This is a genomic window from Stenotrophomonas sp. Nf1, assembly GCF_003028475.1.
Classification (GTDB): Bacteria; Pseudomonadota; Gammaproteobacteria; order Xanthomonadales; family Xanthomonadaceae; genus Stenotrophomonas.
In genome coordinates this window covers 195,415-220,947 of sequence record NZ_PYTV01000005.1, presented here as the reverse complement: position 1 = coordinate 220,947, position 25,533 = coordinate 195,415, and the positions used below count along the sequence as shown (strand labels likewise).

Here is a 25,533-nt window from a genome sequence, read left to right as displayed (position 1 = left end):
CAATCGTCAACAAGACACCAACGCTGCACAACGTGCAAGTCCCGGAGGGGCAACGCAGGTGTGATCAATTTCTAATCTTCAGCTTTTCAACGCACCGCCATAGCTGCCTGATCGCCTGCTGGCCCGCTTTCTCCGGGTCGGCAGGATCACCGCTGAAGTGAGCGACCAGCAGACGATCATGGCCGTCGGTTGCGGCAATCGACACCATCCCAGGCAAGCGCCCGAAGTGCGTCCAGGCAGGCGGCCCGCTCTTCGCCGGCCAGTGCCTCCATCCAAAACCGTAATAGCTTCCGTCAGGCAAGGTAATCCGGCTTGGCAGGTCCTGGACGGGCAGCGTTCTCCGCAAGGCATCATAGGTTTCGCCCAGCGATGCCCTCCAGCCTCCTGCCCCGCCCAATGGGCTATGTAGCGCCTGCTGGAGCGCCGCCGGCAATCCTCGCGGGTCGCGCAGCAGAATCTCACCGAGCAGGCAGTAGCCCACATTGCTGTAAAGGATGGATCGCCCCGGGTGCTGCTCCGGCGGTCTTCCGACCACATACGCCACACCCGCCAGGCAGGCTTTCCTTTCGTCAATCAGTACCGGGTCCAGATGCGAGCGATCAAATCCCCCCTGGTGCTGCAGCAGCTGGCGCAGCGTTACAGCACCCGTAGGCGCCGCAAATGCGTGCCCGGGCAACAAGTCAGACAGCGGTGCATTCAATGAAAGTGCGCCGGCATCGACCCGTTTTCGAATCTCTCCTGCCACCATCGGCTTGGTCAGGCTGGCCATCCTCAGTGGACGCGGAGAACGGGCAATCGACCCATCTCCCAGATCAACAAACAAGCGATGGCCTGATCGTTCACCCACGAGCACTCGGCCTCCGGCCAGCTCAGGTTGCCTCAGTGCAGATTGCAGGCACGCCTCATCGCTTGCTTCATGACAGCCCGCCATCATCGGCAGAAGCACCGCCAGGCAGAAGACCCACCCCGTCGCCCTCTTATCGACCACGACGGAGGCACCACGCAAGCAGGCCTTCGCGTGCGATCCATGCGGCGTACTCGCAATAGACGGGGTCATGGCGTAGATGCCGCTCCTCGGTGCGCGCCCGCAGCCAGTAGATGGCGTTGACTGCCAACATCGCCAGACAGGAAGCGACCGCCGTCCCTGCCCCTGCCGTTGTCAGGAACGGGACGGAAATAAGCCACCAGGACAGATTCTTGCTTATGTAGGCGGGGTGCTTGCTCCAACGATACGGTCCATGGGTGATGACACCGCGATGGGTAAGGTTGGAAAAGCGAAGACCAAACGCCACGGTCGACCACGTATAGATGGCGGTCAAGAGCAGAATGGCCCCGCCCCACAGGATCGACACGACACTGCCGTCATCAAGCCACTGCCGCCAATGATGAGCATTGCGGGATATCAGCCAGGTATCCAGCACCAGCACACTCAACGGCGGGTAGCAGGCCAGGGCCGAAACCCAGCCGAGAAGGGTCCTGTCCACGGAGCGGATCTCTCCTCCCAGACATCTGGCCGTTGAAACATAGCCAATCACACCAAAGGCAGTGTCCACTGCGTACAACAACGCCATGCCGACGATATAGAAGTACAGATGGCGTTCTTCAGGGAGGCGATATTCGAGCCCTGCCAGCCATGACCAGGACCAGCCCAGCATCAGTGGCAGGAAAAAGCACTTCACGCACCAGCCCAGCAACGCCGTCAGCCCTGCTGCGTCGGGACGCCGCAGCGTTGCCAACTGAGAGAACGCGCGACCGGTCGCTGGAAACGTCTCACCCAACACCTGCGGGCTCACGGCCGCCACAATCAACATCGCAAGGCCTGCCACAGGCAGCAGCGGCAATGCGAACGCAACCGCGGCCCCGTGATCGCCGCCCATGGACAGCTGAAGGAAGAGAATCACCGCCTGCAATGCCGTGATCACCGCCACGCCCAGCAAGGCCCCCTTGCGATCCGCCCCACCTTCCGTCGCTGATTCTCTTCTTCTCCATTCCAGGCACCACATCGGCAAGGCCGCGCCCGCCAACAGGGCGCTCCATACCACGGCGGTGCCTGCACCGGCCCACCATGCGGAAACCAGACCCAACACCGCACCGGCAGCTCCCCAGCCACCGACACGCGCCCGAACTGCAGATTCAGGACGAACGTTCACACCGCCTCCCCAAAACGGAAACGGGGAGCCAATGGCCCCCCGTTTACATGAAACCCGAGCAATCGGCTGTTATCAGCCGCCGCTGGTGCCGCTGGTGCCGCCGCTGGACGAAGCACTGCCCTGGCAGGAACCCGGACGGTACTTGGCATCGATCGAGCCGGCGCAGGTCCAGCTCGGGACGACGCCACTCTTACCGTCGCCTTCCGGGGTCAGGGTGATGGTCTTGGTATCGATCAGAGTGTCACCGATCGACTGGGCGGTAGCCACGATGGCCTTGCCATCCCATTCCAGCTTGCTGACGTACTTGGTCGCCTGGAAGTCCGGCTTCCAGGATGCCGGCGGCAGCGAGTTGTTGCTGGCCACGTATTCCGACACGTCGGTACGCAGCGAAGAAGCCGCCAGGATCACTTCCGAGACCTTGGCCTTCTTGGTGTAGTTCGAGTAAGCCGGCAGCGCGATGGCGGCCAGGATGGCGATGATCGCAACGACGATCATCAGTTCGATCAGGGTGAAGCCCTTCTGGTTCTTCATGGTGGTACATCCCCAAGATGAGTGGTGGTTGATGTCGGGGCTGACGGCCGGCCGGCCAGATGACCGGATGAGCAGGCTGCCCGTCCCCGCGGGTGGATCGACGCAGGTAACGTGCCAATCTCCCATGGCAGCGTCTCCCCGATTTCCCCGCGCCAATGATGGCAGCAATTTCGCGGATGGGAACCCCCCCGCGTCGAATCTGCGATGGACGCGGCAATGTGACGCGGTACGTCACCTTTCGTCTCGGCAGGTCGAAAACCCTGCGCAGCGTCACGCCAGCGGGCTCCCCGGACGGCCCCGAACCGGCTACCATCGCCGGTCAGGATGCCCGCCTGGGGATGGCGGGCCTTGGGGAGCCAACATGTCTGTCAGTCGCAGTGCGATCAAGAAAGAGCCCGTGGCCCGTGCCACGATGGAACTGCAACCGTTTGTCTGGGAGGGGACCGACAAGCGGGGCATCAAGATGAAGGGCGAGCAGCTGGCCAAGAACGCCAACCTGCTGCGTGCCGAACTGCGCAAGCAGGGCATCAACCCGGGCCAGGTCAAGCCCAAGCCGAAGCCGTTGTTCGGTGCCGCCGGCAAGCCGGTCACCGCCAAGGACATCGCCTTCTTCAGCCGGCAGATGGCCACCATGATGAAGTCCGGCGTGCCGATCGTCTCGGCGCTGGAAATCATCGGCAGCGGGCACAAGAACCCGCGCATGAAGAAGATGGTGGACGGCATCCGCGCCGACATCGAGGGCGGTTCCTCGCTGTACGAGGCCATCAGCCGCCATCCGGTGCAGTTCGACGAGCTCTACCGCAACCTGGTCCGCGCCGGCGAGAGTGCCGGTGTGCTGGAAACCGTGCTGGACACGATCGCCTCCTACAAGGAGAACATCGAGGCACTGAAGGGCAAGATCAAGAAGGCCCTGTTCTACCCGGCGATGGTGCTGGTGGTGGCGTTCCTGGTCAGCACCGTGCTGCTGGTGTGGGTGGTACCGCAGTTCGAGGAGGTCTTCCAGAGCTTCGGCGCCGACCTGCCGGCGTTCACCCAGATGGTGGTGAACCTGTCGCGGTTCATGGTGTCCTGGTGGTGGCTGATCGCCATTGTGGTGATCGGGGCGGTGGTGGCCATTGCCATGACCTACCGGCGCTCGGAGAAGATGCAGCACACCGTCGACCGGCTGGTACTGAAGGTGCCGGTGATCGGCCAGATCATGCACAACAGCGCCATCGCCCGCTTCGCCCGCACCACGGCGGTGACCTTCAAGGCCGGCGTACCGCTGGTGGAGGCGCTGGGCATCGTGGCCGGCGCCACCGGCAACAAGGTCTATGGCGACGCGGTGCTGCGCATGCGCGACGACGTGTCGGTCGGTTACCCGGTCAACATGGCCATGAAGCAGCTGAACCTGTTCCCGCACATGGTCATCCAGATGACCGGCATCGGTGAAGAGGCCGGCGCCCTGGATGCCATGCTGTTCAAGGTGGCTGAATACTACGAGCAGGAAGTGAACAATGCCGTGGATGCCTTGAGCAGCCTGCTCGAACCGATGATCATGGTGTTCATTGGTACCATTGTCGGTGGCTTGGTCATCGCGATGTACCTGCCCATCTTCAAACTCGGCGCCGTCGTCGGCTAAAGGCATCAATGGCATTTCTCGACCAGCACCCCGGCCTCGGCTATCCCGCCGCGGCCGCTTTTGGACTGCTGCTGGGCAGTTTCCTCAACGTGGTCATCCTGCGCCTGCCCAAGCGGCTGGAGTGGCAGTGGAAGCGCGATGCGCGCGAGGTGCTGGAAGAGCCGGACTTCTACGAGCCGCCACCGCCGGGGATCGTGGTGGAGCCCTCGCACTGCCCGCACTGCAAGCACAAGCTGAGCTGGTACGAGAACATCCCCCTGTTCAGCTGGCTCGTTCAGGGGGGCAAATGCCGCCACTGCAAGGCCCCCATCTCGCTGCAGTACCCGCTGGTGGAGGCGCTGACCGCGGTGCTGGTGCTGGCCTGCGTCTGGCAGTTCGGCTTCGGCTGGCAGGGGTTCGGCGCCATCGTGCTGACCTGTTTCCTGATCGCCTTGTCCGGCATCGACCTGCGCACCCAGCTCCTGCCGGACCAGCTGACCCTGCCGCTGATGTGGCTGGGCCTGATAGGCAGCATCGACAACCTGTACATGCCGGCCAAGCCCGCCCTGGTGGGCGCGGCGGTGGGCTACCTGTCGCTGTGGACGGTCTGGTGGCTGTTCAAGCAGCTGACCGGCAAGGAAGGCATGGGCCACGGCGATTTCAAGCTGCTGGCGGCCCTCGGCGCCTGGTGCGGGCTGAAGGGCATCCTGCCGATCATCCTGCTGTCTTCGGTGCTGGGCGCCATCATCGGCTCGATCTGGCTGTACAGCCGCGGCCGTGACCGCGCCACCCCGATTCCGTTCGGCCCGTACCTGGCCATCGCCGGCTGGCTCTACTTCATGTGGGGCGCGCCGCTGGTGGAGCATTACCTGGTGTTGAGCGGGCTGCGCTGAGGGGATTCCCCATGAGCCGTTATGTGGTGGGCCTGACCGGTGGCATCGCCGCCGGCAAGAGTGAGGTGACCCGGCGCTTCGAGGCGCTGGGCATCGTGGTGGCCGACGCCGATCTGGCCGCACGCGCGGTGGTGGAGGCCGGCAGCCCGGCCCTGGCGCAGATTGCCGAGCGCTTCGGCGCCGGTATGCTGCTGGCCGATGGCCAGCTGGATCGGGCCCGGCTGCGCGCCCACGTCTTCGCCGACCCGGCGGAACGGGCGGCGCTGGAAGCCATCACCCACCCGGCCATCCGCCGGCTGATGCAGCAGCAGTGCGAGCAGGCTGAAAGCCCTTATGCGATTGCGGCCATTCCGCTGCTGACCGAGGTGGGTGGGCGGAAGGCCTACCCGTGGCTGGACCGGGTGCTGCTGGTGGATGCGCCGGAAGCGGTGCAGCATGCACGCCTGATGCAACGCGACGGCATCGATGCCGCGCTGGCTGACCGCATGATTGCCGCCCAAGCCAGCCGCACACAGCGCCTGGCACTGGCCGATGACGTGGTGGTCAATGATGGGCAGCCGGACGACCTGCAGGCGCAGGTGGAACACCTGCATGCGCGGTACCTGGGGCTGGCCGGGGGCTGAGGCGGGTTGCCGGCCAGCGGCCGGCACTACCGAGGCGCATTCAGCGCGCGTCCTGGATCTACGGTAGAGCCGAGCCCATGCTCGGCTGCGATCATCAAGCCGAGCATGGGCTCGGCTCTACACAACGCGTTCCGCATCCCATGCGCGGGCCTACTCCACCTGTTGCCGCGCGTGGCGGACCAGCTCTCGGGCGCCCAGCAGCAGGCCATCCACCACATCCGGGCTGAGCTGCTGGTGGGCGCCCCCCTGTTCACGCGCGGCGGCAGCGGCGTGCAGCACCTGGACCACCACCTCCAGACCCGCCAGCGTGCGGGCCACCCCGGCTTGGGTTGCAGCCTGCGCCGGGTTTAGGCCCTCTGCTTCAAACCGGCGGCCATCGGCGCCGTCGCGGCCATCCATGCGCGCCAGCAGGGCGGGCAACAGATCGTTGGGATCGTCGAGCAGGGCTTCGAGCCGCTCGGCGGCGTCGGCAGGCAGCCGGTTGACGGCCTCGCCGATCAGGGCGGAAAGATGGGGAAACACGGGACGTGCAGACATGGTGAGACTCCTCGCAGACGGCAAGCCACCCGCAGAGGCAAGGTGGCGGACGGTGCGGGTTGGCGTACCGGAGACCAACATTCAGCAAAGAAGCTCCAGCGGATTCTGATGAATCCCCACGCACCGACCGCCGTTGACTAGGCATGCGGTGCATTTTCCACGATGGACCTTCGACCACCGAGGGATTGCTGAATGTCGGTTTTTTTCAGGACGCCAATCCCGGCCAGGGCACCCGCCCCGGCCCCGCCATCACGCCACCGGAAGACGCCCATGTCCGTAGGGGAAATCGCGGCCGTGACGATTCGTGCAGCGACGCACGTCCGTGGCGCGGCGCGCATCACACAGGTGTCGCGATGCACCTCGGCATTGATACGCACGAGTAACGCTGAGCACGCCGCTTACGACAACCCGCGCGAGCGCTACGCGGCCGCCCCCTCCGCACGCGACCACCTGCGCGCCGATGCCTCGGCCACCGTCACACCGGGCGGGTTGAGGTAGCAGGTACGCCAGCGCAGATAGCCCCACTGCCAGTGGTATTCGCGCCCGGTCAGCTGCAATGCTTCATCGAAGTCATCCGGCCGCTGCCGCCAGTCGGTCAGCGCCTCCAGTTCCTGCACCGACATCGCCAACGGCACCCGTGGCTGGAACAGCTGTCCGGCCCGCTGCATGCGCTCCCGCTCCTGCCGGTGGGACCGCTCAATTGCATCCAGCTCACGCATCCGCTGCCGGTAGGTGTCCCGTTCGCGCTGCTGCACGTGCAGCCACTCGTCATCGTCCAGCCCGAACGGCTTGAACCACGCCCGCGAGTCGTGCACGTAGCCATCCAGGAACGTGGCCACCGCCTGCGGTGGTGCCTGCCGCGACTCCCATATCGATTGGATCTGGCCATCCAGCCACTGCTGTTCCTTCTGCCCACGCAGTTTCACCTGCACGAAATCCAGCGCCTGAACATTGTTGTACGGCGGCGACGGAGGCGTCGCCATGCCGTGGTGGGTCGCAACACTTCCGCTGCGGATGCGCCCCGTTGCGTTGTTGTAGCGCATCGCCCGCGCCTCCTGCACCAGCTCGGCATTGCCGCCGAGCAGGTCCGCGCGGTCCTGCGCTGAGGCCTGCAGGTAGCCCGGCAGACGATCGAAGTCATCCAGATGCTGCCGACGCCAGAGCAGGTACTGGCGATAGTGGGCGTACATCAGCACCGCGGTGCGGTTGGCCTTGGAGGCCGGAGTGCTGGCCGGCAGGAACGGCGCCATCGCCTTCAAGTACGCGTTGTAGTGCTGGCGCAGTTCCGGGGAGACATCGAACTGACGCTGCAACTCCACGCGCGCCTTCTCGACGGGCAACAGCGGCACGCCTGCCGCCACCGCATGCCGATACATGTCGCACAGCGGAATCTGCGAAAGCTTGTCAGCGTCATTCAGCGAGCGCCCCTGCTCACCGGGCGTGTAGCCGCCGCCCACGTCCGAATGTACCCCGGGATAAATGATCTGCTCGCAGTTCGCACCGTCCACCAGGTCCACCGGAAACGAGCCACGTACTTCATGCGCGGCCACCATGTGCACACAACGGCGCACATCGGCAGGAATGCGCAGGTCTTCACCTGCTGCCCAGCCGCCATGGCCGTCGAACACCGACTCAAAGAAGCTCTGCGCGGCACCTACCGAGGCGACCGTATCGAACAGGCCCACGAAGTCGATCTGCACCGGAATGCCACACAAGCGCAGCGGCCCGGGGCCGGGGTCACAGGCATCGCCGAGCCAGTTGCAGAACACGCGTGCCTCGGTGGCGCCGCGCGAGAAGCCGAACACCGACAAACGGATGCGGTCTACACGGGGATTCTGCTTCTGGAACGGTGCCACCTTCTTTTCCAGAAACGCGCGACGCTCCTGCAATACCGCACGGCGCGAGGTGTGATCGGCGCGGGCCAGATGGGTGCCCCTCACCCGTTGCGACGCGCCCACCATGTTCCAGAAACCGCCGCTGAGCGAGTTGCGAAGATCGATCTCCTCCTGCCCCTGGTTGACCGCCAGGTAGTTGGACAACGACATCCGCGCCGCCTGCGCCAGGCGCTCGACATCCTGCAGGTGCAGGCGAAGATCGGCACTCATCCTGCGCGCGACGGGGACGGTGGAATCGAAACCCATGGCTTTGGTGACAGTGGTACCCGCGAAATGATCGAGGAGATGGTCCTGAACCTCCATCAGCATCCAGTTCACCCGACCCTCGCCGCCCCAGCCGGCTGCCGCGCCGGCGCGCGCGTGCCAGCCTGTCCCCGTATCACCAATCTCCTTCAATGCCTCCGTACCAACACCTTGAATGTAGCTGGAAAATCGCTTGCGGCGTCCCCCTACCCCGCCAGACTGCCCTCGATCAAAGACATCGAACAACCGTGAAATATTGGACTGCGTAAAGTCGCCACGTCTCAACGAGTTCAAGCGATGGTTTCGTGTGCCATCGAAAAAGCAGCCAATGAAAATTTCAATACCGCATGGCGATATCGTGTCAACGGAGGATCCCGCCCATCGAGCCATCTCACGCATATCAAGATTTGTTGGATTCTCACGCAACAATTCCGAAGAACTGACTCTCATTGCATCTACTCCTCACCTTCCGTCTCATTGAGAAATCTCGCCACCCTCCCAGGGTCGCGCTCAAGCTCCGCATGATCGATGGTGTACGCGAATCCGGGGTAGCCCGGACTGTAAGGAGTCGCCACCACCCGCACCTGGTCACCCGGGAAGTAGAAAAAGTAAATGAACCCATCAAGAAATGGCTTATAGGGCGCGACGAGGACGTCCTTCTCAACATAGCTTTGGGGATCCTTCAGAAACATACTGCTGGTGCGGTAGGCCACCGTCACCTTCAACCCTGGATGCCAGAGGCGTGGCAACGTCACACAGCAGGTGGCGGCATTACCGCTGGCTCGTGGCTCCATCCCCCCTGCCCAAGCATCGTTGATGAAGACCGTCCCCAGCCCATCATCCGAGTAATTAGCGACACCAATCTTCAGGTGCATCTCTGGTGGCGCAGCGGTGATGTCATGGCCGGAAGTGTAGTCAATGATAATCGGCGCCGTGGGATCTGGCGGCAGCGGCCCGACCCTGAAATCCATGAACTTGAGAACGACACCCGCCACGGCCAGCATCGCAAGACCGATCAGAGCCAATCTGGTCAGCAACTTCGTCACGACCTTCACTCGATCAGGCTGTGTCATTCAATTGCACCTTCGGTTAAGGCGCACGCCGTGGCCATCAAGTACGGATTCAAAGAAGTTCTGCACGGCACCTACTGAAGCGACGGTATCGAACAACCCAATGAAATCGATCTGCACCGGAATGCCACACAAGCGCAGCGGCCCGGGGGCGGGATCGCAGGCATCGCCGAGCCAGTTGCAGAACACGCGTGCCTCGGTGGCGCCACGCGAGAAGCCGAACACCGATATACGGATGCGATCTACGCGGGGATTCTGCTTCTGGAACGGCGCTACCTTCTTTGCCAGAAAGGCGCGACGTTCCTGTAGAACCGCACGACGCGAGGCATGATCGGCACGCGCCAGGTGCGTGCCGCGCACCCGTTGCAACGCGCCCACCATGTTCCAGAAGCCGCCACTGAGCGAGTTGCGAAGATCGATCTCCTCTTGCCCTTGATTAACCGCCAGGTAGTTGGACAGCGACATCCGCGCCGCCTGCGCCAGGCGCTCAACGTCCTGCAGGTGCAGACGGAGATCGGCACTCATCTTGCGCGCAACGGGGACGCTGGAATCGAAGCCCATGGCGGAGGTGACGGTGGTGTCTGCGAAATGGGTCAAGAGGTGGTCCTGGACCTGCATCAACATCCAGTTCACCCGTCCCTCACCGCCCCAGCCCGCTGCTGCGCCAGCGCGAGCGTGCCACCCGGTGCCGGTATCGCCAATTTCCTTGAGCGCCTCAGTGCCAACGCCTTGGATGTAGCTGGCGAACCGGGACGCGCGCGCCGCGAGACTTGAGCCCTGATCACGATCAAATACCTCAAAGAGTCGAGCGACATTTGACTCCGTTTGATTCCCCTGCCGGCGAGAGTTCAGCCTGTGGTTTCTCGTTCCATCGAAGAAGCAACCAACGAAGAGTTCCAAACCGCAATCGAAAGATGATCCGATAGTTGCGCCTGCATTGCGCGCCAATTCACGATGGCTCAACTTGGTCACTCTGTCAGAAGCCGGAGGCGAAACAGCCACTCTCATTCTTCCAGCCCCTCTGTAGCGGTTTGCAGAAGGAATCGCGCCACCTTTTCTTCGTCACGCTCGCGACTGGCAAACCCTATGTCATAGGCAAACTTCGGATAGCCCGGAAAGTAAGGCGTCGCCACCACCCGCACCTGGTCATCCGGGAAGTACATGAAGTAAATGAATCCATCAAGAAACGGTTTATAGGGAGCAACAAGAACGTCCTTCTCAACGTAGCTTTGAGGATCCTTGAGAAACATGCTGCTGGTGCGGTAGGCCACCGTCACCTTCAACCCTGGATGCCAGAGGCGTGGCAACGTCACGCAGCAGGTGGCAGCGTTGCCACTCGATCGCGGCTCCATCCCCCCTGCCCAGGCATCGTTGATGAAGACCTTACCCAACCCATCATCCGAGTAGTTGGCGACACCAATCTTCAGGTGCATCTCTGGTGGCGCAGCGGTGATGTCATGGCCGGAAGCAGCGTCAATGATGATCCGCGCCGTGGGATCCGGCGGCGGCGGCCCGACCCTGAAGTCCATGAACTTGAGCACCACTCCGGCCACGGCAAGCACGCCAAGCCCGCTCAGAATCGCCACCGTCAGAAACCGCTTCATGGCTCCCCTTCATCGCCACGGCGAGCATTCCAAGCAGCAACCGCCTTGATTGTCATCCGGTGCGCCAGCGCGGGATGCTCAATGCCCCGGTGTGCCAGCCGAGCCAAAGCGTGTTCCGCACAGCGATGCACCTGCGAGGGCGGCATGCCGTCCGGGCGTAGCGCTGGTCTTTGCAGAACGAAGCGCGTGATGGCATCGGCCTGACTCCCGCTGCGCAGTGCGGCTTCCTGGCCGGCAGTGAAGGTCAGTGGCCTTGCGTCGACATCGAACTGCGCGCTGCCCTTCCCGGCCACCCGCGTCCACGCACCGTTGCGTGCAGGCAGATGCCAGTCGTGCAGACCGGTCAGCACGCGTGTCCGTTGTGCATCGTCCAGCACATCCAGCAGACCGGCGGCGGCACGCCCATCGCCCCAGCGCAGCAACCACGGCTGTCCGGTGCTGGAACAGCCTTCCCAGATCCCGCGCAGGTGCCCGGCCAGATCTTGCGGGTCAGCGGTAGTGCGCAGCGCCGAAAGCATCGGTGCGCCATGACTCAGCTTCAGCAGCATCTGCCAGCAATGCGCGCGTGCTGCGGCTTCGCCTGGCAGGACAACCAGGCAGGGCGACAACCGGTCCAGGCCTTTGCCCGCATAGCGATGGGTGAACAGCGGATCCATCTGCGCAGGCAACGCGCGCAGGTGCTTCCAGCCATCCGGTGCGAACGCCATATCCAGCAGCGCGCAGGCGGGCAGAACGTCCGCGACCTGATCGCCAACGCTTTGCCACGGCAACCGGGCATGCCGCCACGGATCGATCCACGGCACATCAACCATTCTTGGCAGCCCACGGCAGGCCGGCCTGCATCGCCTTCAGCAGGCACTCCACGCAGACCGTCTGCACGAACTGTGGCAGCGGATACAGCTCCTGCACCGGGCCGGTGAAGTGCCGGTCACCGGTCTCGAAGGTCAGCGTGCCGGGGCAGGTAACGTGCAGGTTTCCGTCCACCAGGGTGATGGCCGCGCCCTCCGCCGTCGCGATATGCAGGATGCCACCCGCCGCCAGCTGCACTTCCCCCTGTTGGCTGGCCGCCACCACATTGGCGCGAGCCTGCAGGCTCACGGCGTTTGCCTGCGCCTGGACATCGAGCGACTGCGCACCGGCCACCACGCTCAGTCCTGCATTTCCGGGGTTGCGGGTTGCGCCGGCCAGAACACCGATCGCCTGGCGGCCCTGCCAGCGCGCATGCCCGGCAACGATCACGCCCGAGCTGGCGCCACTGGCCAGCAGCGTGCTGTGCCCCGCCGCCAGCTGGATCGCCTGGCCGGCTACCTGACAGATGCCTGCCGGCGCCGACAAGCCGAGCACCGCCGAGCCGGTGGCGGGAACGCGCTCGTCACTGCCCGCGATGCATTGCGACGCTGCCACGCTGTCGGCCAGCGACTGCAGTGCACTCGCACCGACGGCGTCGATGGCATAACCGCGCAGCCGCACCGTACGCTGCTGCCGTGTCGCTTCATCGAAGGACTGCGCCAGCACGAGGGTCTGCCGCAGCAGCGCCACCGGCGCAGCACGCAGACCGGCCGGCGCGGAGGCGTTGCGTTGCATGGCGTCCAGCCAGAGCCCTGCGGTGGCACGCACGGCGCCCCAAGCGTCGCTGCGCAGTTCGTATCCGCTTCCGCGCAGGCTGCCTCGGAAGTTGTGCTGCGGGTAACGCAGATGGCCCATGCTGAGTGCGCTGTGGCACTGCGTTGTGGCCAGTCTCACCTGCAGCTGGTCATCGCTGTCGTCGAACTCCAGGCTGTTGCCGCCCTGGCCATCCCAACTCTGCGAACTGATGCCCCATACCGCGCCGGCATTACGCTGGGCCGCTTCGCCCGCACCGGCCGCATGCCAGCGCGGGGCATTGCCACCGGTCAGGTTGTTCTGGGCGCTGCTGCCGACATCGCTGGACTGCGCCAACGCTTCAGCGCGCGCTTCGCCACGGCCGTTGTAGAGCGCGCCGATCACGATGGGGCGGCAGAGGTCGCCGTGGATGAAGTCCACCACCACTTCCTGGCCCACGCGGGGCAGGAACTGACTGCCGACACCCGGCCCGGCGTAGGTCTGGGCGACGCGCAGCCAGCCGCTGTCAGCCCTGCTGTCGGTGGCAAAGCCGAACCGCACGCGGATGCATCCGCTTGCATCCATCTGCAGCGGCGCACCGTCATCGCCGCCGAGCACCGTGGCCAGTTGCGGACCCAGCGCCGTCGGCCGCGCTGCCGTACGGGCCGGCGAACGTCGCCAGCGGCGGTCAAACGGCATCGCCTCGAAACGGTTGGCATAGCCCAGCCGCTGCGCGCGGTCGGCGGGCACGGTGTCGGACGGTGCGGGCAACGGCAGCTCCTGCTGCAACTTGACAACCGCAGGCAGTTGATTGACCGCCGCGTGATGCACCGTCGTCAGCAACAATGCCGGCACCGCACGCTGGCCCGGCTCTGCCAGCACCTCGAACGCGTAGCCGGGCTGAAAGTCCGGCTCGGTACTTTCGCCGCTCCAGCGTCGCTGCTCGCAAAGCGCCGCTTCGGTATCACGCATCACCTCGGCCAAGGCTTCGCGCGAGGTCTCCCATGCCGTGTGGCCGGCCGGCGAAAAGTCTTCCAAGGGTCCAGTGCCCACGGTGCGGACAGGCAGGCTGGCCGAAACCACGCGCAACGGATCGTCCAGGTCCGCCACGCGGGTCATCTGGGTCGGTACCACCCGGTACACCTCGTGCAGCGCGGCGATCCCCGCCCCGTCGGGCACGCGCTGGCTCTGGTGCAGGCGTCGCGGCCGTGGCAGCAGCGAGCATCGCGTGCTGTCGCCGAAGATCATCAGCGTGTGCCCGCCGGGGGCCTCGGGCAGCGTGCGGATGCACCAGCCCAAGCCTTCATCAGCCATCAACTGCTGCAGGAACGCCATGTCCGATTGCCGGTACTGCACGCGGTAGCCCCGGCACCTGCGCTCGAGCGCAGCAGCGCTTCCGATGTGCCAGGACCAATGCGCCAGCGGTGCGTGGACCGACAGCACCGTGCTGATGATGCTGGCCACATTCTCATCCTGGAACACTCGGCTGTGGAGGCTGTCATGCAGCCAGGCGGTCCAGTCGGCAAGGTGAATGCGGTACCGCATAAGTGGGCCTGCGCAGTCCAGTTGCTCCACACTGCGGATCAACCCCACCCGGACAATCTCGGCCCCATCCGGCAGACGCGTGGTAATGCTTGCCGGCCGGGTCAGCCAGTCATCCAGGCTGTGCCCGCATGCCTCGCCGAGCAGATCGATCTGGCAGTGCAGGCCTTCGGACAACGATTCGCTGCCGTGCCAGCGCTCCACGATCAGCCGCAGGTCGGTTGGACCGCAGAAACGATGGACGCGCGATGACGCCTCGCAGGCAGCAACGAATGATGCTCGGTGATCCATGGCAGTTCCTCAACGAATACAGCGCGCGAGCGCGCGCTTTCCCGTGGTTCAAGCCTTGGCGGATCGATACGGAGCACGCAATCTGAAAAGTGTCTGAAAAGCGCCGAGGATCGATTCCGGTCCGGCATACCGGGCCTCGCCGGTTTCCACGTGGCGACGTGAGGGCCGTTGCTGCGCCGCCGGGATGGTGGAATGCGACAACGCGGCGGGAGACCGCGCGTGCCCAGGTGTGGTGCGGCTCCGGGCCGGCAGCGGGTACGGCGGCTATTGCAGGGTTGCTGCGCCCCGGGCCATTTCGGCCTGCAACTGCTGCTGCGCGTAGCAGGTCAGCTCGCGCGCGGCCAGCAGCAGGCCTTCGATGGCATCCGGTGGCACGACCTGCAACGGACCTCCACGGGTACGCGCGATATGCGCGGCATACATCATCCGGGTCAAGGTGGAGATGCCGGCCACGGTGTGCCTCAGGCCGGCCGGCGTGCCGGCCTGCGGGGGCTTCAAGCCGGCGCGCCGCGCAGCGTCTGCAGTGAAGCCGTCGACGTCCATCTGTGCCATCAGGATCGGCATCAGGCCATCGGGCCGGGACAGCACATCCTCGACGCGCTGGGCGACCTCGGTGGAGAGCTGGCTGACCGAGTCGCCAACCAACTGGTGCAGGTTCGGGTAACGGGCATGGTGTGACACAACGAGGCTCCTGGCAGGCGACGGACGATCCGACACTGGCATCTGGCCATCTGCGCTTCGGTCCGTCAGGAGGCAAATGCGTCAACGAGGATGCGGGTGCTCGGAACCGTGAGCCACCGCACGCCGAGGCAGGCGGAAACAGTCATGTTCCGGTAGATCCACGCCATGCGTGGATAGCCAATGCCGAGTGCCAGGCATCAGTGCCAACCAAGGTTGGCACCTACCAGGGCAGATTCATGTGCCAACCCAGGTTGGCACCCACCCATGCAGATCCATGTGCCAACCCAGGTCGGCCACGCCGCCGTTACAGCGGCTTGGGCGAGAACGTCAGTGTGGCGATCACGCCGCGCTGGCCACCGGGCCGCACGCTTACCTGCCAGCCGTACAGGTCGCACAGGCGGCTGACGATCGACAGGCCGATGCCGCCGCCCTGCGAATGGCCCGCGTGGGTACCGCGGTAGCCACGCTGGAACAGCTTGGCCGCGTCTTCCTCGCTCAGCCCGGGACCACTGTCGGTCACCGAGACGGCGTTGGCGCCCACATGCACGCGCACTTCGCCATCCTGGGAATACTTCACCGCGTTGCCGATCAGGTTGCCCAGCGCCACCGACAGTGCGGCTTCGGGTGCGTCGATCACCAGATCGCGCTCGCCTTCCAGCGCCAGTTCCAGCGGCTTGCCGCCCAGCTGCGCGCGGTGTGCATCCAGCAGCTGCTCGGCCACGCGGGCCACGTTGCTGGTGCCCTGCCCGCGCTCGTTTCGCGACAGCAGCAGCAGCGCGCCAATCAGATCGCTGCATTGCTGTTCGGCACGCTGGATGCGCTGCAGGCGCTGCAGCACCTTCTCGTCCAGGCCGGGGCGGGTCAGCAGCAGTTCGGTGGCGCCACGGATCACCGCCAGCGGCGTGCGCAGCTCGTGGCTGACGTCGGCGTTGAACTCGCGGTCACGCTGTACCACTTCGGTCAGCCGCGAGGAGTAGTCGTCCAGCGCCTGCGCCAGCTGCCCCACTTCGTCATCGGGGAAGCGCGGCGCCAAGGGCTCCGGATCACTGGTGCCACCACGGTAGGCACGCAGCCGCGCGGCCAGGTCCGACACCGGCTTCATCACCTTCGAGGCCGACCACCAGCCGAGCACCAGCGACAGCACGCTGAACACCAGCACCGACAACACCAGCGCGCGGTTGAGCTGCTTGCCGCCGCGCACGCTGTCGGTCATGTCATAGGCGAGGAAGAACCAGGCGTCAGGCGTCTTGCGTACAGCCAACTTGTACGAGTACGGCTCGCCGTGTTCATCGCCGCTGACGCTGTGAATGCCGTCAGAAAAACCCGCCCATTGCGCCCGCTCTTCGCGTACCCGGTCAAACTTGTCCTTGGAATAGGCATATGCCCGGATCTGCAGCACCGGCGCGTCCGGGTTGTGTCCCGGGTGTTCGTAATAGCGCCGCGCGTACTCGTCGATATTGCGGTTCATCAACTCTTCCACCAGCTGGTTTTCCACGCGCAGGCGGGCCCAGTTGGTGGCGAAGGCAAACAGTGTCGTCAGGCAGAAGCCCAACAACACGAATGAAACGATGATGCGGCTGCGCAGACGCCGCCGATAGGGCGTACGCCGGCGCTCCCCCTTGGTTGCCACGGAATCAGGCTTCCGGGGTAGCGATGCGGTATCCGATGCCATGGCGGGTCTGGATCAGCGGCACTTCAAAGGGCTTGTCGACCACGGCGCGCAGGCCATGGATATGCACGCGCAGCGAATCCGAGTCGGGCAGTTCTTCGCCCCACACGCGGGTTTCCAGTTCCTGGCGGGTCACCACGGCCGGGGCCGCCTCCATCAGTGCCTGCAGGATCTTCAGCGCGGTCGGATTGAGCTGCAGCAGCTTGCCCTGGCGGCGCACTTCCAGCGTGTCCAGGTTGTATTCCAGATCGCCGGTCTCCAGCACGCGGGTCTGCACGCCCTTGCCGCGTCGCGACAGCGCGTTCAAGCGCACTTCCACTTCCTGCAGCGCGAACGGCTTGATCAGGTAGTCGTCGGCGCCGGAGTCGAAACCGGCCAGCTTGTTGTCCAGCGAATCACGCGCGGTCAGCATCAGCACCGGGGTCTGCTTGCGCGCTTCGTTGCGCAGCTTGCGGCACACTTCAATGCCATCCATGCCCGGCAGGTTCAGATCCAGCACGATGGCGTCGAACTCGTGGACCACCGCCAGGTGCAGGCCGGTCACGCCGTCGGCAGCGAAGTCCACGGTGTGGCCACGATCCTCAAGGTAGTCGCCAAGGTTGGCGGCGATGTCGCTGTTGTCTTCGATTACGAGAATGCGCACTGGAACCTCTGGTTCTTGAAGGGTCGTCGGGGGCCAGGCCCACCGCCCCAGAATGGCCTGGGGGCGGTGGACGCGACGTCTACCTGCTGAACGATACAGGTTCCAGTCTTAACATTTCGTACCGAAGGCACGAGGCGGCAAGGCCCCCGTGGGCACCGCTCAGCGGCTGAGGCGCTGCTGGTCGGTCAGTGCCTGGCGGCTGTCGTCCTGGGCCTTGCGGCGCTGGGCCACGGTCAGGCACACGCTCTGCGGCATGTTGCTGCCGGTCAGGCGCTCGCGGCGGCAGATCATGCGGCTGTCGGCCTGGGCCCGGCTCATGATCGTGTTGACGATCTCCTGCTCGTTGAAGACGTCCGTGCGCTCCTGCGCTGCCAGCTCGTCAACCTTCTCGCGGCCGTTCATCTTGACCTTGATCCGGTTCAGCGCCTGCTGCACGCGGCTCTTGTCTTCCAGGCCGATCTCGCTGTAATCCTCGCTGCCCATGGCCGTTTCAACGCGGCGGATCTGTTCGGAGACCGGCGTGGTGGCGTCCATGCGTACGGCCTCCTTCTGTGCCTTGGCCTGCACGGTGGCTGCCAGGCCCAGGGAAAGCATCAGCGCGAGCGTGGTGGTGCGGTACATGACGAGCTCCATGTTCGTCCGTGAATAGGGCCCCGACTTTACGGTTCCACCGATGCGTTCACAAGGGACGCACGGCAGGGTGACCGTTGGCGGGGCCCTGCCAGAACGCCAACCATCAGCGCCTGAAGTTCTTGTCGTCCGCCGGGAAGTTCTGGATGCCATTGAGCACCTTGCGGCTGTCCTCCTGCGCCTTGCGCCGCTGGGCGACGGTCATGCAGACGCTCTGCGGCATGTTGCTGCCGGTGGAGCGCTCGCGGCGGCAGACCATGCGGCTGTCGGCGCGGGCCCGGGTCAGGATCGTGTTGATCACTTCCTGGTCGTTGAAGACCGCGGTCTGGTCATTCGGGCTGAGCTGCTCAACACGCTCGTGCTCGCCCATCCGGTCGCGGATACGCCCCACCGCCTGCTGCACACGGCTCTTGTCTTCCAGCCCGATCTCACTGTAGTCGTCGCTGTTGATGGCGGTTTCCACGGTGCGCAGCTGTTCGGCCACTGGCGCGCTGCCATCGAGCTTCACGCCGGCCTTCTCGGATTTGGCCTGGGCGGTGGTGGCCAGGGCCAGGCCCATCGCCAGGGTGAGGGAAATCATGCGCTGCATCGTTATCTCCAAGTCATCCATGAGTGGAACGTCCGCTGCGGTTGCATCGGCGCCCCGCAGGGCAGCGCCGGCACAGGCCGACAGACGGTGCGATCAACGCCCCGCGGGCGGCGGTGCGAGGGTGTTGTAGCTGCGCTGGTCATTGATCAGCGCCTTGCCCTTCTCTTCGATACGGCGCCGCTCGGCCACCGTCAGGCAACGGCTCTTGGGCATGTTGCTGCCGGTGGTGCGCTCGTACCTGCAGATCTGCCGGCTGTCGTCGTGCCCGCGCACCAGCAGGGTGTTGATCCGCTCCTGCTCGTTGAAGACTTCGGTCTGCAACTGCGGCGGCAGTTCCTGCACGGTCTGCCGCTCACCCATGTGCTGGCGGATGCGCGACAGCGACTGCTGCACCTGGTTGCGGTCCTCCAGGGACAGTTCAGCGTATTCGGGGGTGCCCAGGGCGGTTTCCACCTGGCGCATCTGTTCGGCCACCGGCGCCTGCCGGTCCATCTGTACAGCGGCTTTCTCTGGTTTGGCGGCAACACCGCCAGACAGGCCCAGCAACAACGCGATCATCATGATGCGGTACATGCCAACCTCCCGATCCATCCCGGAACGAAGGCCCAACTCTACGACCCTCACGCGGCCTCCACAAGGGACCGGCGCTGCTGCCCCGCAGCATAAAAAAGGCCCAGACGGTGCACCCGCCTGGGCCTGAAGTCGTATCCCGATTACCGATCCTGCTGAGAGGCAGAGCTGCGGTTCGCTAAAGCCTACGCCGGGTCCGATTAAAGCCTTGTTAAAAGTCCGGCTCACCCGCCATGAGAATCTCAAGCCGCTGAATAATCAGGGCTTTTTCAGCTTCTCGACATGCGCGATGATGCGCGTGGCGACATCGACGCCGCAGGCTGCCTCGATGCCCTCCAGGCCAGGGGTGGAGTTGACCTCCAGCACCAGCGGGCCACGGGCGGAGCGGATCAGGTCCACGCCACACACCGACAACCCCAGCGCCTTGGCCGAGCGCACCGCCACCTGTTGTTCGGCGCGGCTGGCCTTGGCCGCCACCGCAGTGCCACCGGCATGCAGGTTGGAGCGGAAGTCACCTTCCGGGGCCTGTCGCTGCATCGAGGCCACCACCTGGTCGCCGACCACAAAGCAGCGCAGGTCGGCGCCCTTGGCCTCGCCGATGAATTCCTGCATGAGGAAATTGGCGTACAGGCCGCGCAACGCCTCGACGATGCCGCGCGAGGCGCTGGCTTTCTCGGTGAGGATCACGCCACGGCCCTGGGTGCCCTCGTTGAGCTTCACCACATGCGGCGGCGGCCCGAGCATGGACAGCAGGTCCACCGTGTCATCGGGGTTGTCGCCGAACACCGTCACCGGCATGTCGATGCCCTTGGCCGCCAGCAGCTGGTGCGCACGCAGTTTGTCGCGCGAGCGCAGGATCGCGTCGGAGGGATTGGGGGTGCGTGCGCCCATCAGCTCGAACTGGCGCAGCACGGCGGTGCCGTAGCGGGTGATCGAGGCACCGATGCGCGGGATCACCACGTCCACGCCGGTCATCGGCCGGCCCTTGTAGTGCATCGAGAAGCCATCGGCGGCGATGCGCATGTAGCAGCGCAGCGGGTCGAGAATGCGCACCGTATGGCCGCGCGCGCGCGCCGCCTCGACCAGCCGGCGGGTGGAATACAGGGAGCTGTTGCGGGACAGGATGGCGAGCTTCATCGCGGCAGGATCGGTCGGCAGGCGCGAAGCATAGCGCGGGCGTGTGGCGGATGGATGATGCCCCGCAGGCCGCCGCATCTGCGTGCATGCCGGGGCTGTGCGAAGATGCCTTTCGCCGGCTACAGGACAGGACACGGCCGGCTTACATAATCCAAGGAGAACTACAGATGCGAATGGGAATTCCGCTGTTGTTGCTGTTTGGCCTGGTGGGAGGCGCCGCACACGTACAGGCTGCGCCGACCCATGCAGTCTCCCGGCTTTACTTCGATGCCAACAACACCCTGATCGGCCAGGGCCTGCGCTACTGCACGGGCAAGACACAGCACCAGGGCGTTGCCTCACACGCCAATACCCGCTGGATCGATGTCTCCTACGCCTGCCAGGGCGATTCGACCGAGGTTTCCTACGGCAGCTGGGTGCCTGCGCAACTGCGGCAGGACTTCTGCACGCTGTATGACGCCTGCACATCCCTGATGCCGTGGCCGGAACCCGGCCTGCCCGGCACCCTCGGCAATGGTTTCTACTCTGACTGACAACCGATAGCCGCCGTACTGTCTCCGGCGATGGCAGCATCGTCGCCGGAGATTCCGCCCACTACGCCCCCGGAGACTTCATGCCGCTGACGATCCTTCCGCGCTTCTCCGAAGTGGACGTACTCGGCCACGTCACCAACACCGCCCTGCCCGTCTGGTTCGAGGAGGGCCGCCAGGAGATCTTCCGGCACTTCAGTGGTGAGGCCAGCATGCGCGACCTGACGCTGATCCTGCGCCGCTACGAGATCGACTTCCTGCAGCAGATACAGGCAGGACACGAGGTGCGTATCGAGACCCGCATCGAGAACATTGGCCGCTCCTCGCTGTCGATCATGCAGCAGGCATTCCAGTTCGATGCACTGGTCGCCAGCGGACGCTGCGTGATGGTGCATTTCGACTATGCGGCCAGTACGTCGCGCGAGATCGATGCAAGGCAGCGACAGGCGTTGTCGGCGCTGTTTACCGAGGAGTATGCGCAACGACTGCGCGAAGCAGGCGAGCCCGCCACCCAGACCTGATCAGGGAGAAGGGATGCGAAGGCTGAAGCGTCCATTGCGAACACGCAGTGCCAATGGAGTGTCCCGCCACTCCACAGGAAGTTCCAACGACGTGTGTACTGTCGGGCAACGCGTGATGTCGTCAACCTCCCAGCGTTCCTCGTAGGCCTCGCATCGGAGCGTGCCGTCATCGCCGGCCTCGATCACGTCGATCCAGGCCCCACCCCGGGCCTTGCCGCTGCCGCCCATCGCACGGCGGCCAATGGCCTGCCAACGCCCCTGCCAATGTATGAGCCACACGCCCTCGATGGGGCGCAGATCCGCATCAAGCACGCTCCCTCTCACCACCAGGCATCGCCCTGCCGGGCTGGTGATCACCGTATCCAGATCGCAGGCATGGCGGTCACTGCGTTCGCCATCAAGACACAGGGCGTACGGACAGATGCGCGTGAACAGGGCCGGATGCGCGGTCAGACGCAGGTCGTCGGGAAGCAGCGGGATGGCCTGCAGCACCCGGGCATCAGGCAGGACATGCCGCAATGCCTGCGGCAGCCCGGCGGCCAGCGCCGGATGCCCCTGTTCCAGCCACAGACAGCGGCAGGGATGCAGCTGGCTGGTGTTGCTGGGCAGGCTGCGCAGCCACGACACTGCGCCAGCGTCTCCTTCGGATTGCCGCTGCGCGTTCAGTTGCTGACAGAACTGCCAGCAAGGCATCGCCAGCGCATGCACCACCTTGTGATGCTCGTCGTAGACGATGACGGCCTCGCGCCGGTCAACGTAGCCGGAGGCCCAGCGCAGTGCGCTTCCCGGAATGTCCTCCCATCCGCAGCTGGCATCACGGCCACCTGCAATGGCGATGTCTTCGACGATGGCACCATCACGCAGCATCTGGGTGCTGAAGACGGGCCCTCCCATGCCCAACTCGCCCCATTCCAGCTGCACATCGTGGGCAGGCGGCCGGTGGGCAAAGCGCCCTGGTGATCGCGAGCGCAACCGTTCACCGCCTACCGCATCGCCGATCAGATCGAAGCGCTGCAGCACGCCGCCCACTACAAGGCACGCGACAAGGGCGACAACCACGCCCAGCGGAGACCACCAGGCCACACAGACGGCGACCAGGACCAGGAACGGCAACCATTGGGTCAAACGACGGAGAGCGATTCGATCAACGGACATGCGGGCATGCTGGCTACGACTGTGCACCATTCGAACCTTCAAGGTCGTGGCAGGCAATGTCTGCCCACAGTTTCCTTCCGACCTGGTGGACTTCGTCCTGTGCTGAGTCAGGCGCCCGGCAGGCCGGAAATGCCGCCGAATCGATTCTCCTCCTCGCTACCCGGCAGGAGCATGACAGGGAAGAGAACGAATACACCCAACGGGATGAAGGCGATCACGACGTACCAGCCAGACTCGTCGATATCGTGCAGTCGTCGCACAGCCAGGGCCAGCATCGGTGGAAGGAGGACGATGACGGCACCAACCGTCATGAACCACCCCAGCGTCCGGAACGGGTCGAAGGCATCCCCATCGAGGAGCACGGTGCCCGTCAGCCAGTATCCGCCGTCCATCAAGGTGTAGCTCACCGCCACCACCAGCGCAGCAAGCAGGGAGTACGACCAGAATTCCTTGCGGTTGGATCGCCCTGAAAAATCAAAGCAACGCCTGATGGGCACAAGTGCGGAAATCATTCACGCTCCGGGCAGCGGACGATGGGGGCAACGGTTAGCGATCTTTTAGCATTGCCACGCCCAGCACCAACTGAACCCTGCGGCAGTACGGCCCCGGCAGACAGCGCAGGTTGCCTGAGTAAGCCATCGCTGCCAGGGTCGTTGCTGCGCAAGCGGGCGCATGAGCCACTCGGGCAAGTGCCGTGAAGTCTCCAGACGGTCAGCGCGAGCCTCGGCAGAAGAGCTGCGTGCCGCGACGAGAACAGTCAACGGCGAGAAGGCCCCCAGAATGTAGGGGCCAACCCGATGGACATGGGGAGGGAGCGGAAGGAGCACCGGGTAAAGATCAATTACGAACTACTACAGGGCAATTCGGATTGATCAAAATCCAGATGCTGGCCAACCAGCCAATTGCCAGCACTCTTCGGATCCCGGCAATCACTGGACCATCGTTGGCGGGTCGACCGTTACTCTGCCGCAGCAAGACCCACCGCCGCCGGTTCCACCACCGACCCAGCCACCACCGCCGCCACCGCCGCCGCCACCGCCGCCGCCACCGCCACCGCCGCCACCGCCTCGTGCGGGAGGCGGAAGGATGTTCGATACTTCCTTGCCAGAGTCGAAGTTCTCACCGCGCCAGGTGTACTCGACACAGGAAATGCCATTGCAGACGGTAACAATGTCACCGACCATGATGCGATCAGGTCGTGTGACCTGCCAGATGCTGCCACGCGTGGGATTGCGGCGATCTATTTCGTCGGAAAGAAGTTTACTTGTTCCCTCGTCTGGATTCGGTGTAGTCAGCATGCAACCTATGCTGCACTGAATAACTCCTGGATGCTTCCTGGCCTGGAGGCTTCCGGACGCCAGCAGCAGTGCGACCCCGAACAGAATTGAGATAGCCGAGCTATCAAGAGAAACAACACTCAGCGCATTCCTAACCTGCATAGATATTCCTTATCTTGAGATGCAACAGTTCTTGAAGATTTCCTCAGACAGCGCGAGCGCCTCGGATCGCTGTCTGCTTGTGAGATCACTCTCGGCTTTGACAATGTCGTTATTGTCGTAAAGCTGGGGATTGATGCGATTCAGAACACGCGTATAAGCAAGTGCTGCAACCGGATCTCTATCGCGTGTTCGCCCATAGCTGTAGGCCCTTCTTAAACTTCCCAGCGCCGCAATGTTTCCTTGATTGGCCATCTCGTTGAGATACCTGGATGAATTTTCCTTCCATTGAGCAAGCCTTTCTGGATCATGGATGACGTCATCAAGCGACCCGAGGACTTCTTGTGGCGACACTGCATAAGCGAGCATTGCCTCTTGCGACCCCATGGCCGCAGCTTTTGATAGCCAATCGGCGTGATAGATATCTTGATCCAGCGCCAGTGATTCACACTCCTTGAGAAGTCGTTCTGATCTTTCAAGGAACCAGCCGCCGGAACCGAGGCTGGTGGCGGATTGGGCCAACTCGTCAGCGCGATCAGAGGTGAATGCCTGGCATTGCTCGATGGTGAGATAGATTTCGTAGGTCGCCGTGGCGTCACCCGCTTCGGATCGCCGAATCAGCTGCTTCACATGGGCCAATGCGTCGCCTGGCGCACGGAATTCACGACCACGGATGATCTCGTAGGCTTTGGGGCCCAAAGGCTTGTATGACCCTGGCGGGATTTTTTTTTCGGTCTCCAGTTTATGGGCTGTCGTTTCGCGCAAGGAGGCTGAACTCCCGTTCTGAACGGGCGCATTCTCTTGCACCTCGTTCTTATCGAGCTTTCGCTGAGCGTCATTCGTTTGTAGCCGGTAACCCCAAACCACACCGATCACAATGCTCATCGCCACTACGGCTACACCGATGCCGATTAGCTTTTTCTTCATCTATTGATCTCACGTCTCCGTCGAAACGGAATGGTTACAGGGGGAGGCAAGGTTCTAGTTTTACCGCCAACCTGTACAGAGTAAAAACGCTGAACGAAGCACATCTCCCCCGGTGCCTGCCGGGACCGGATTCATGATTCGTTCACATGCGGACGTATGAGCAGAAGAGACGCTGCTTGGGCAGATGCGACATGAGCACCCAGACTGTCCCAATGCCTGTCAGTGTCGTACTCGCCGGCGCTGTTTCGACGTTGCGTCTGGAGAGCGCAACAACCGCCAGAACACTGAGGTCGCAATACAGCGTGTGCTTGGTTGCGTTTCCGGGCCGATCCTCCACTGCGTCCATGCAAGCGGACATCCGCCGTGCCCTATCACGGCAGGCTGATGAAGAGCACGAACGAGGAAGCGCGAACCAATGAAGGCGCGCAGATCGATGGGCGCAAGAAGGCGGACGTATCGCCCACTGAGGCGAGGAGGAAGCAACG

Annotated in this window: 26 protein-coding genes; 5 read left to right on the top strand and 21 right to left on the bottom strand. The window is 64.1% G+C overall.

Going from position 1 to position 25,533, the window contains the following annotated elements; all coding sequences use genetic code 11:
- Positions 1-64: 64 nt before the first annotated feature.
- The 3 genes from C9412_RS11495 to C9412_RS11485 form a co-directional block, all read right to left on the bottom strand.
- Positions 65-769 carry a serine hydrolase domain-containing protein gene (locus C9412_RS11495; RefSeq protein ID WP_181358725.1) on the bottom strand — a complete coding sequence of 235 codons (705 nt, stop codon included), beginning with the start codon at positions 767-769 and terminating at the stop codon, positions 65-67.
- Positions 770-977: 208 nt separating this feature from the next.
- Positions 978-2,150, bottom strand: a complete 1,173-nt coding sequence (locus C9412_RS11490; RefSeq protein ID WP_146160165.1) for an isoprenylcysteine carboxylmethyltransferase family protein — start codon at positions 2,148-2,150, stop codon at positions 978-980.
- Positions 2,151-2,222: 72 nt separating this feature from the next.
- Positions 2,223-2,681 carry a pilin gene (locus tag C9412_RS11485; RefSeq protein WP_107231738.1) on the bottom strand — a complete coding sequence of 153 codons (459 nt, stop codon included), beginning with the start codon at positions 2,679-2,681 and terminating at the stop codon, positions 2,223-2,225.
- A 361-nt stretch (positions 2,682-3,042) separates the two neighbouring features.
- Here C9412_RS11485 and C9412_RS11480 point away from each other — a divergent pair, with 361 nt between their 5' ends.
- From C9412_RS11480 to coaE, 3 genes are read left to right on the top strand one after another with little or no spacing between them, the layout of a single operon-like run.
- Positions 3,043-4,302 (top strand): type II secretion system F family protein, encoded by a 1,260-nt coding sequence (locus tag C9412_RS11480; protein WP_107231737.1) that lies wholly within the window; start codon positions 3,043-3,045, stop codon positions 4,300-4,302.
- An 8-nt stretch (positions 4,303-4,310) separates the two neighbouring features.
- Positions 4,311-5,174: an A24 family peptidase gene (locus C9412_RS11475; protein ID WP_107231736.1), complete on the top strand. Its 864-nt coding sequence runs from the start codon at positions 4,311-4,313 to the stop codon at positions 5,172-5,174.
- An 11-nt stretch (positions 5,175-5,185) separates the two neighbouring features.
- Positions 5,186-5,797 (top strand): dephospho-CoA kinase, encoded by a 612-nt coding sequence (gene coaE / locus C9412_RS11470; RefSeq protein ID WP_107231735.1) that lies wholly within the window; start codon positions 5,186-5,188, stop codon positions 5,795-5,797.
- 150 nt (positions 5,798-5,947) lie between these two features.
- Here coaE and C9412_RS11465 read toward each other — a convergent pair whose 3' ends face one another.
- From C9412_RS11465 to rimK, 14 genes are all read right to left on the bottom strand, one after another.
- Positions 5,948-6,334: a hypothetical protein gene (locus C9412_RS11465; protein WP_107231734.1), complete on the bottom strand. Its 387-nt coding sequence runs from the start codon at positions 6,332-6,334 to the stop codon at positions 5,948-5,950.
- A 419-nt stretch (positions 6,335-6,753) separates the two neighbouring features.
- On the bottom strand, positions 6,754-8,922 hold the full coding sequence (locus C9412_RS11460) for a DUF2235 domain-containing protein (RefSeq protein ID WP_107231733.1): 2,169 nt from the start codon (positions 8,920-8,922) through the stop codon (positions 6,754-6,756).
- A gap of 5 nt (positions 8,923-8,927) precedes the next feature.
- Entirely contained in the window at positions 8,928-9,518 is a 591-nt protein-coding gene (locus C9412_RS11455) for a DUF3304 domain-containing protein (RefSeq protein WP_181358724.1), read from the bottom strand.
- A 27-nt stretch (positions 9,519-9,545) separates the two neighbouring features.
- A complete protein-coding gene (locus C9412_RS11450) occupies positions 9,546-10,514 on the bottom strand; it encodes a DUF2235 domain-containing protein (protein ID WP_181358723.1) in 969 nt (322 codons plus the stop codon).
- 32 nt (positions 10,515-10,546) lie between these two features.
- On the bottom strand, positions 10,547-11,146 hold the full coding sequence (locus tag C9412_RS11445) for a DUF3304 domain-containing protein (RefSeq protein WP_107231730.1): 600 nt from the start codon (positions 11,144-11,146) through the stop codon (positions 10,547-10,549).
- Positions 11,143-11,949, bottom strand: a complete 807-nt coding sequence (locus C9412_RS11440) for a DUF4123 domain-containing protein (RefSeq protein WP_181358722.1) — start codon at positions 11,947-11,949, stop codon at positions 11,143-11,145. The genes C9412_RS11445 and C9412_RS11440 overlap by 4 nt, the downstream gene beginning before the upstream one ends.
- 1 nt (position 11,950) lies before the next feature.
- The gene (gene tssI / locus C9412_RS11435) at positions 11,951-14,560 is read right to left on the bottom strand and encodes a type VI secretion system tip protein TssI/VgrG (protein WP_107231728.1); all 2,610 of its coding nucleotides are present in this window, start codon (positions 14,558-14,560) and stop codon (positions 11,951-11,953) included.
- Between the two features lie 264 nt (positions 14,561-14,824).
- Positions 14,825-15,241 (bottom strand): hypothetical protein, encoded by a 417-nt coding sequence (locus tag C9412_RS11430; protein WP_107231727.1) that lies wholly within the window; start codon positions 15,239-15,241, stop codon positions 14,825-14,827.
- A gap of 304 nt (positions 15,242-15,545) precedes the next feature.
- Positions 15,546-16,913, bottom strand: a complete 1,368-nt coding sequence (locus C9412_RS11425) for a HAMP domain-containing sensor histidine kinase (protein WP_107231726.1) — start codon at positions 16,911-16,913, stop codon at positions 15,546-15,548.
- Positions 16,876-17,553, bottom strand: coding sequence for a response regulator transcription factor (locus C9412_RS11420; RefSeq protein ID WP_005410804.1), 678 nt, complete (start codon positions 17,551-17,553; stop codon positions 16,876-16,878). Before C9412_RS11420 ends, C9412_RS11425 begins: the two co-directional genes overlap by 38 nt.
- A 159-nt stretch (positions 17,554-17,712) precedes the next feature.
- Complete coding sequence (locus C9412_RS11415; RefSeq protein WP_107231725.1) at positions 17,713-18,174, bottom strand: hypothetical protein; 462 nt, start codon at positions 18,172-18,174, stop codon at positions 17,713-17,715.
- Between the two features lie 115 nt (positions 18,175-18,289).
- Positions 18,290-18,772, bottom strand: a complete 483-nt coding sequence (locus C9412_RS11410) for a hypothetical protein (protein WP_107231724.1) — start codon at positions 18,770-18,772, stop codon at positions 18,290-18,292.
- A gap of 93 nt (positions 18,773-18,865) precedes the next feature.
- Positions 18,866-19,345 (bottom strand): hypothetical protein, encoded by a 480-nt coding sequence (locus tag C9412_RS11405; RefSeq protein ID WP_107231723.1) that lies wholly within the window; start codon positions 19,343-19,345, stop codon positions 18,866-18,868.
- 255 nt (positions 19,346-19,600) lie between these two features.
- Positions 19,601-20,479: a 30S ribosomal protein S6--L-glutamate ligase gene (rimK, locus tag C9412_RS11400; RefSeq protein ID WP_107231722.1), complete on the bottom strand. Its 879-nt coding sequence runs from the start codon at positions 20,477-20,479 to the stop codon at positions 19,601-19,603.
- Positions 20,480-20,646: 167 nt separating this feature from the next.
- On the opposite strand from rimK, the gene C9412_RS11395 reads away from it, so the two are divergent.
- On the top strand, positions 20,647-21,012 hold the full coding sequence (locus C9412_RS11395) for a hypothetical protein (protein ID WP_258190165.1): 366 nt from the start codon (positions 20,647-20,649) through the stop codon (positions 21,010-21,012).
- 80 nt (positions 21,013-21,092) lie between these two features.
- The gene (locus tag C9412_RS11390) at positions 21,093-21,530 is read left to right on the top strand and encodes a thioesterase family protein (RefSeq protein WP_107231720.1); all 438 of its coding nucleotides are present in this window, start codon (positions 21,093-21,095) and stop codon (positions 21,528-21,530) included.
- On the opposite strand, the gene C9412_RS11385 is transcribed toward C9412_RS11390, so the two are convergent.
- From C9412_RS11385 to C9412_RS20555, 4 genes are all read right to left on the bottom strand, one after another.
- On the bottom strand, positions 21,531-22,715 hold the full coding sequence (locus C9412_RS11385) for a hypothetical protein (RefSeq protein ID WP_107231719.1): 1,185 nt from the start codon (positions 22,713-22,715) through the stop codon (positions 21,531-21,533).
- A 77-nt stretch (positions 22,716-22,792) separates the two neighbouring features.
- Positions 22,793-23,197 carry a DUF805 domain-containing protein gene (locus C9412_RS11380; RefSeq protein ID WP_107231718.1) on the bottom strand — a complete coding sequence of 135 codons (405 nt, stop codon included), beginning with the start codon at positions 23,195-23,197 and terminating at the stop codon, positions 22,793-22,795.
- Between the two features lie 417 nt (positions 23,198-23,614).
- On the bottom strand, positions 23,615-23,983 hold the full coding sequence (locus tag C9412_RS20690) for a hypothetical protein (protein WP_181358721.1): 369 nt from the start codon (positions 23,981-23,983) through the stop codon (positions 23,615-23,617).
- A 150-nt stretch (positions 23,984-24,133) separates the two neighbouring features.
- Positions 24,134-25,048 (bottom strand): sel1 repeat family protein, encoded by a 915-nt coding sequence (locus C9412_RS20555; RefSeq protein ID WP_146160164.1) that lies wholly within the window; start codon positions 25,046-25,048, stop codon positions 24,134-24,136.
- Positions 25,049-25,533: the final 485 nt, after the last annotated feature.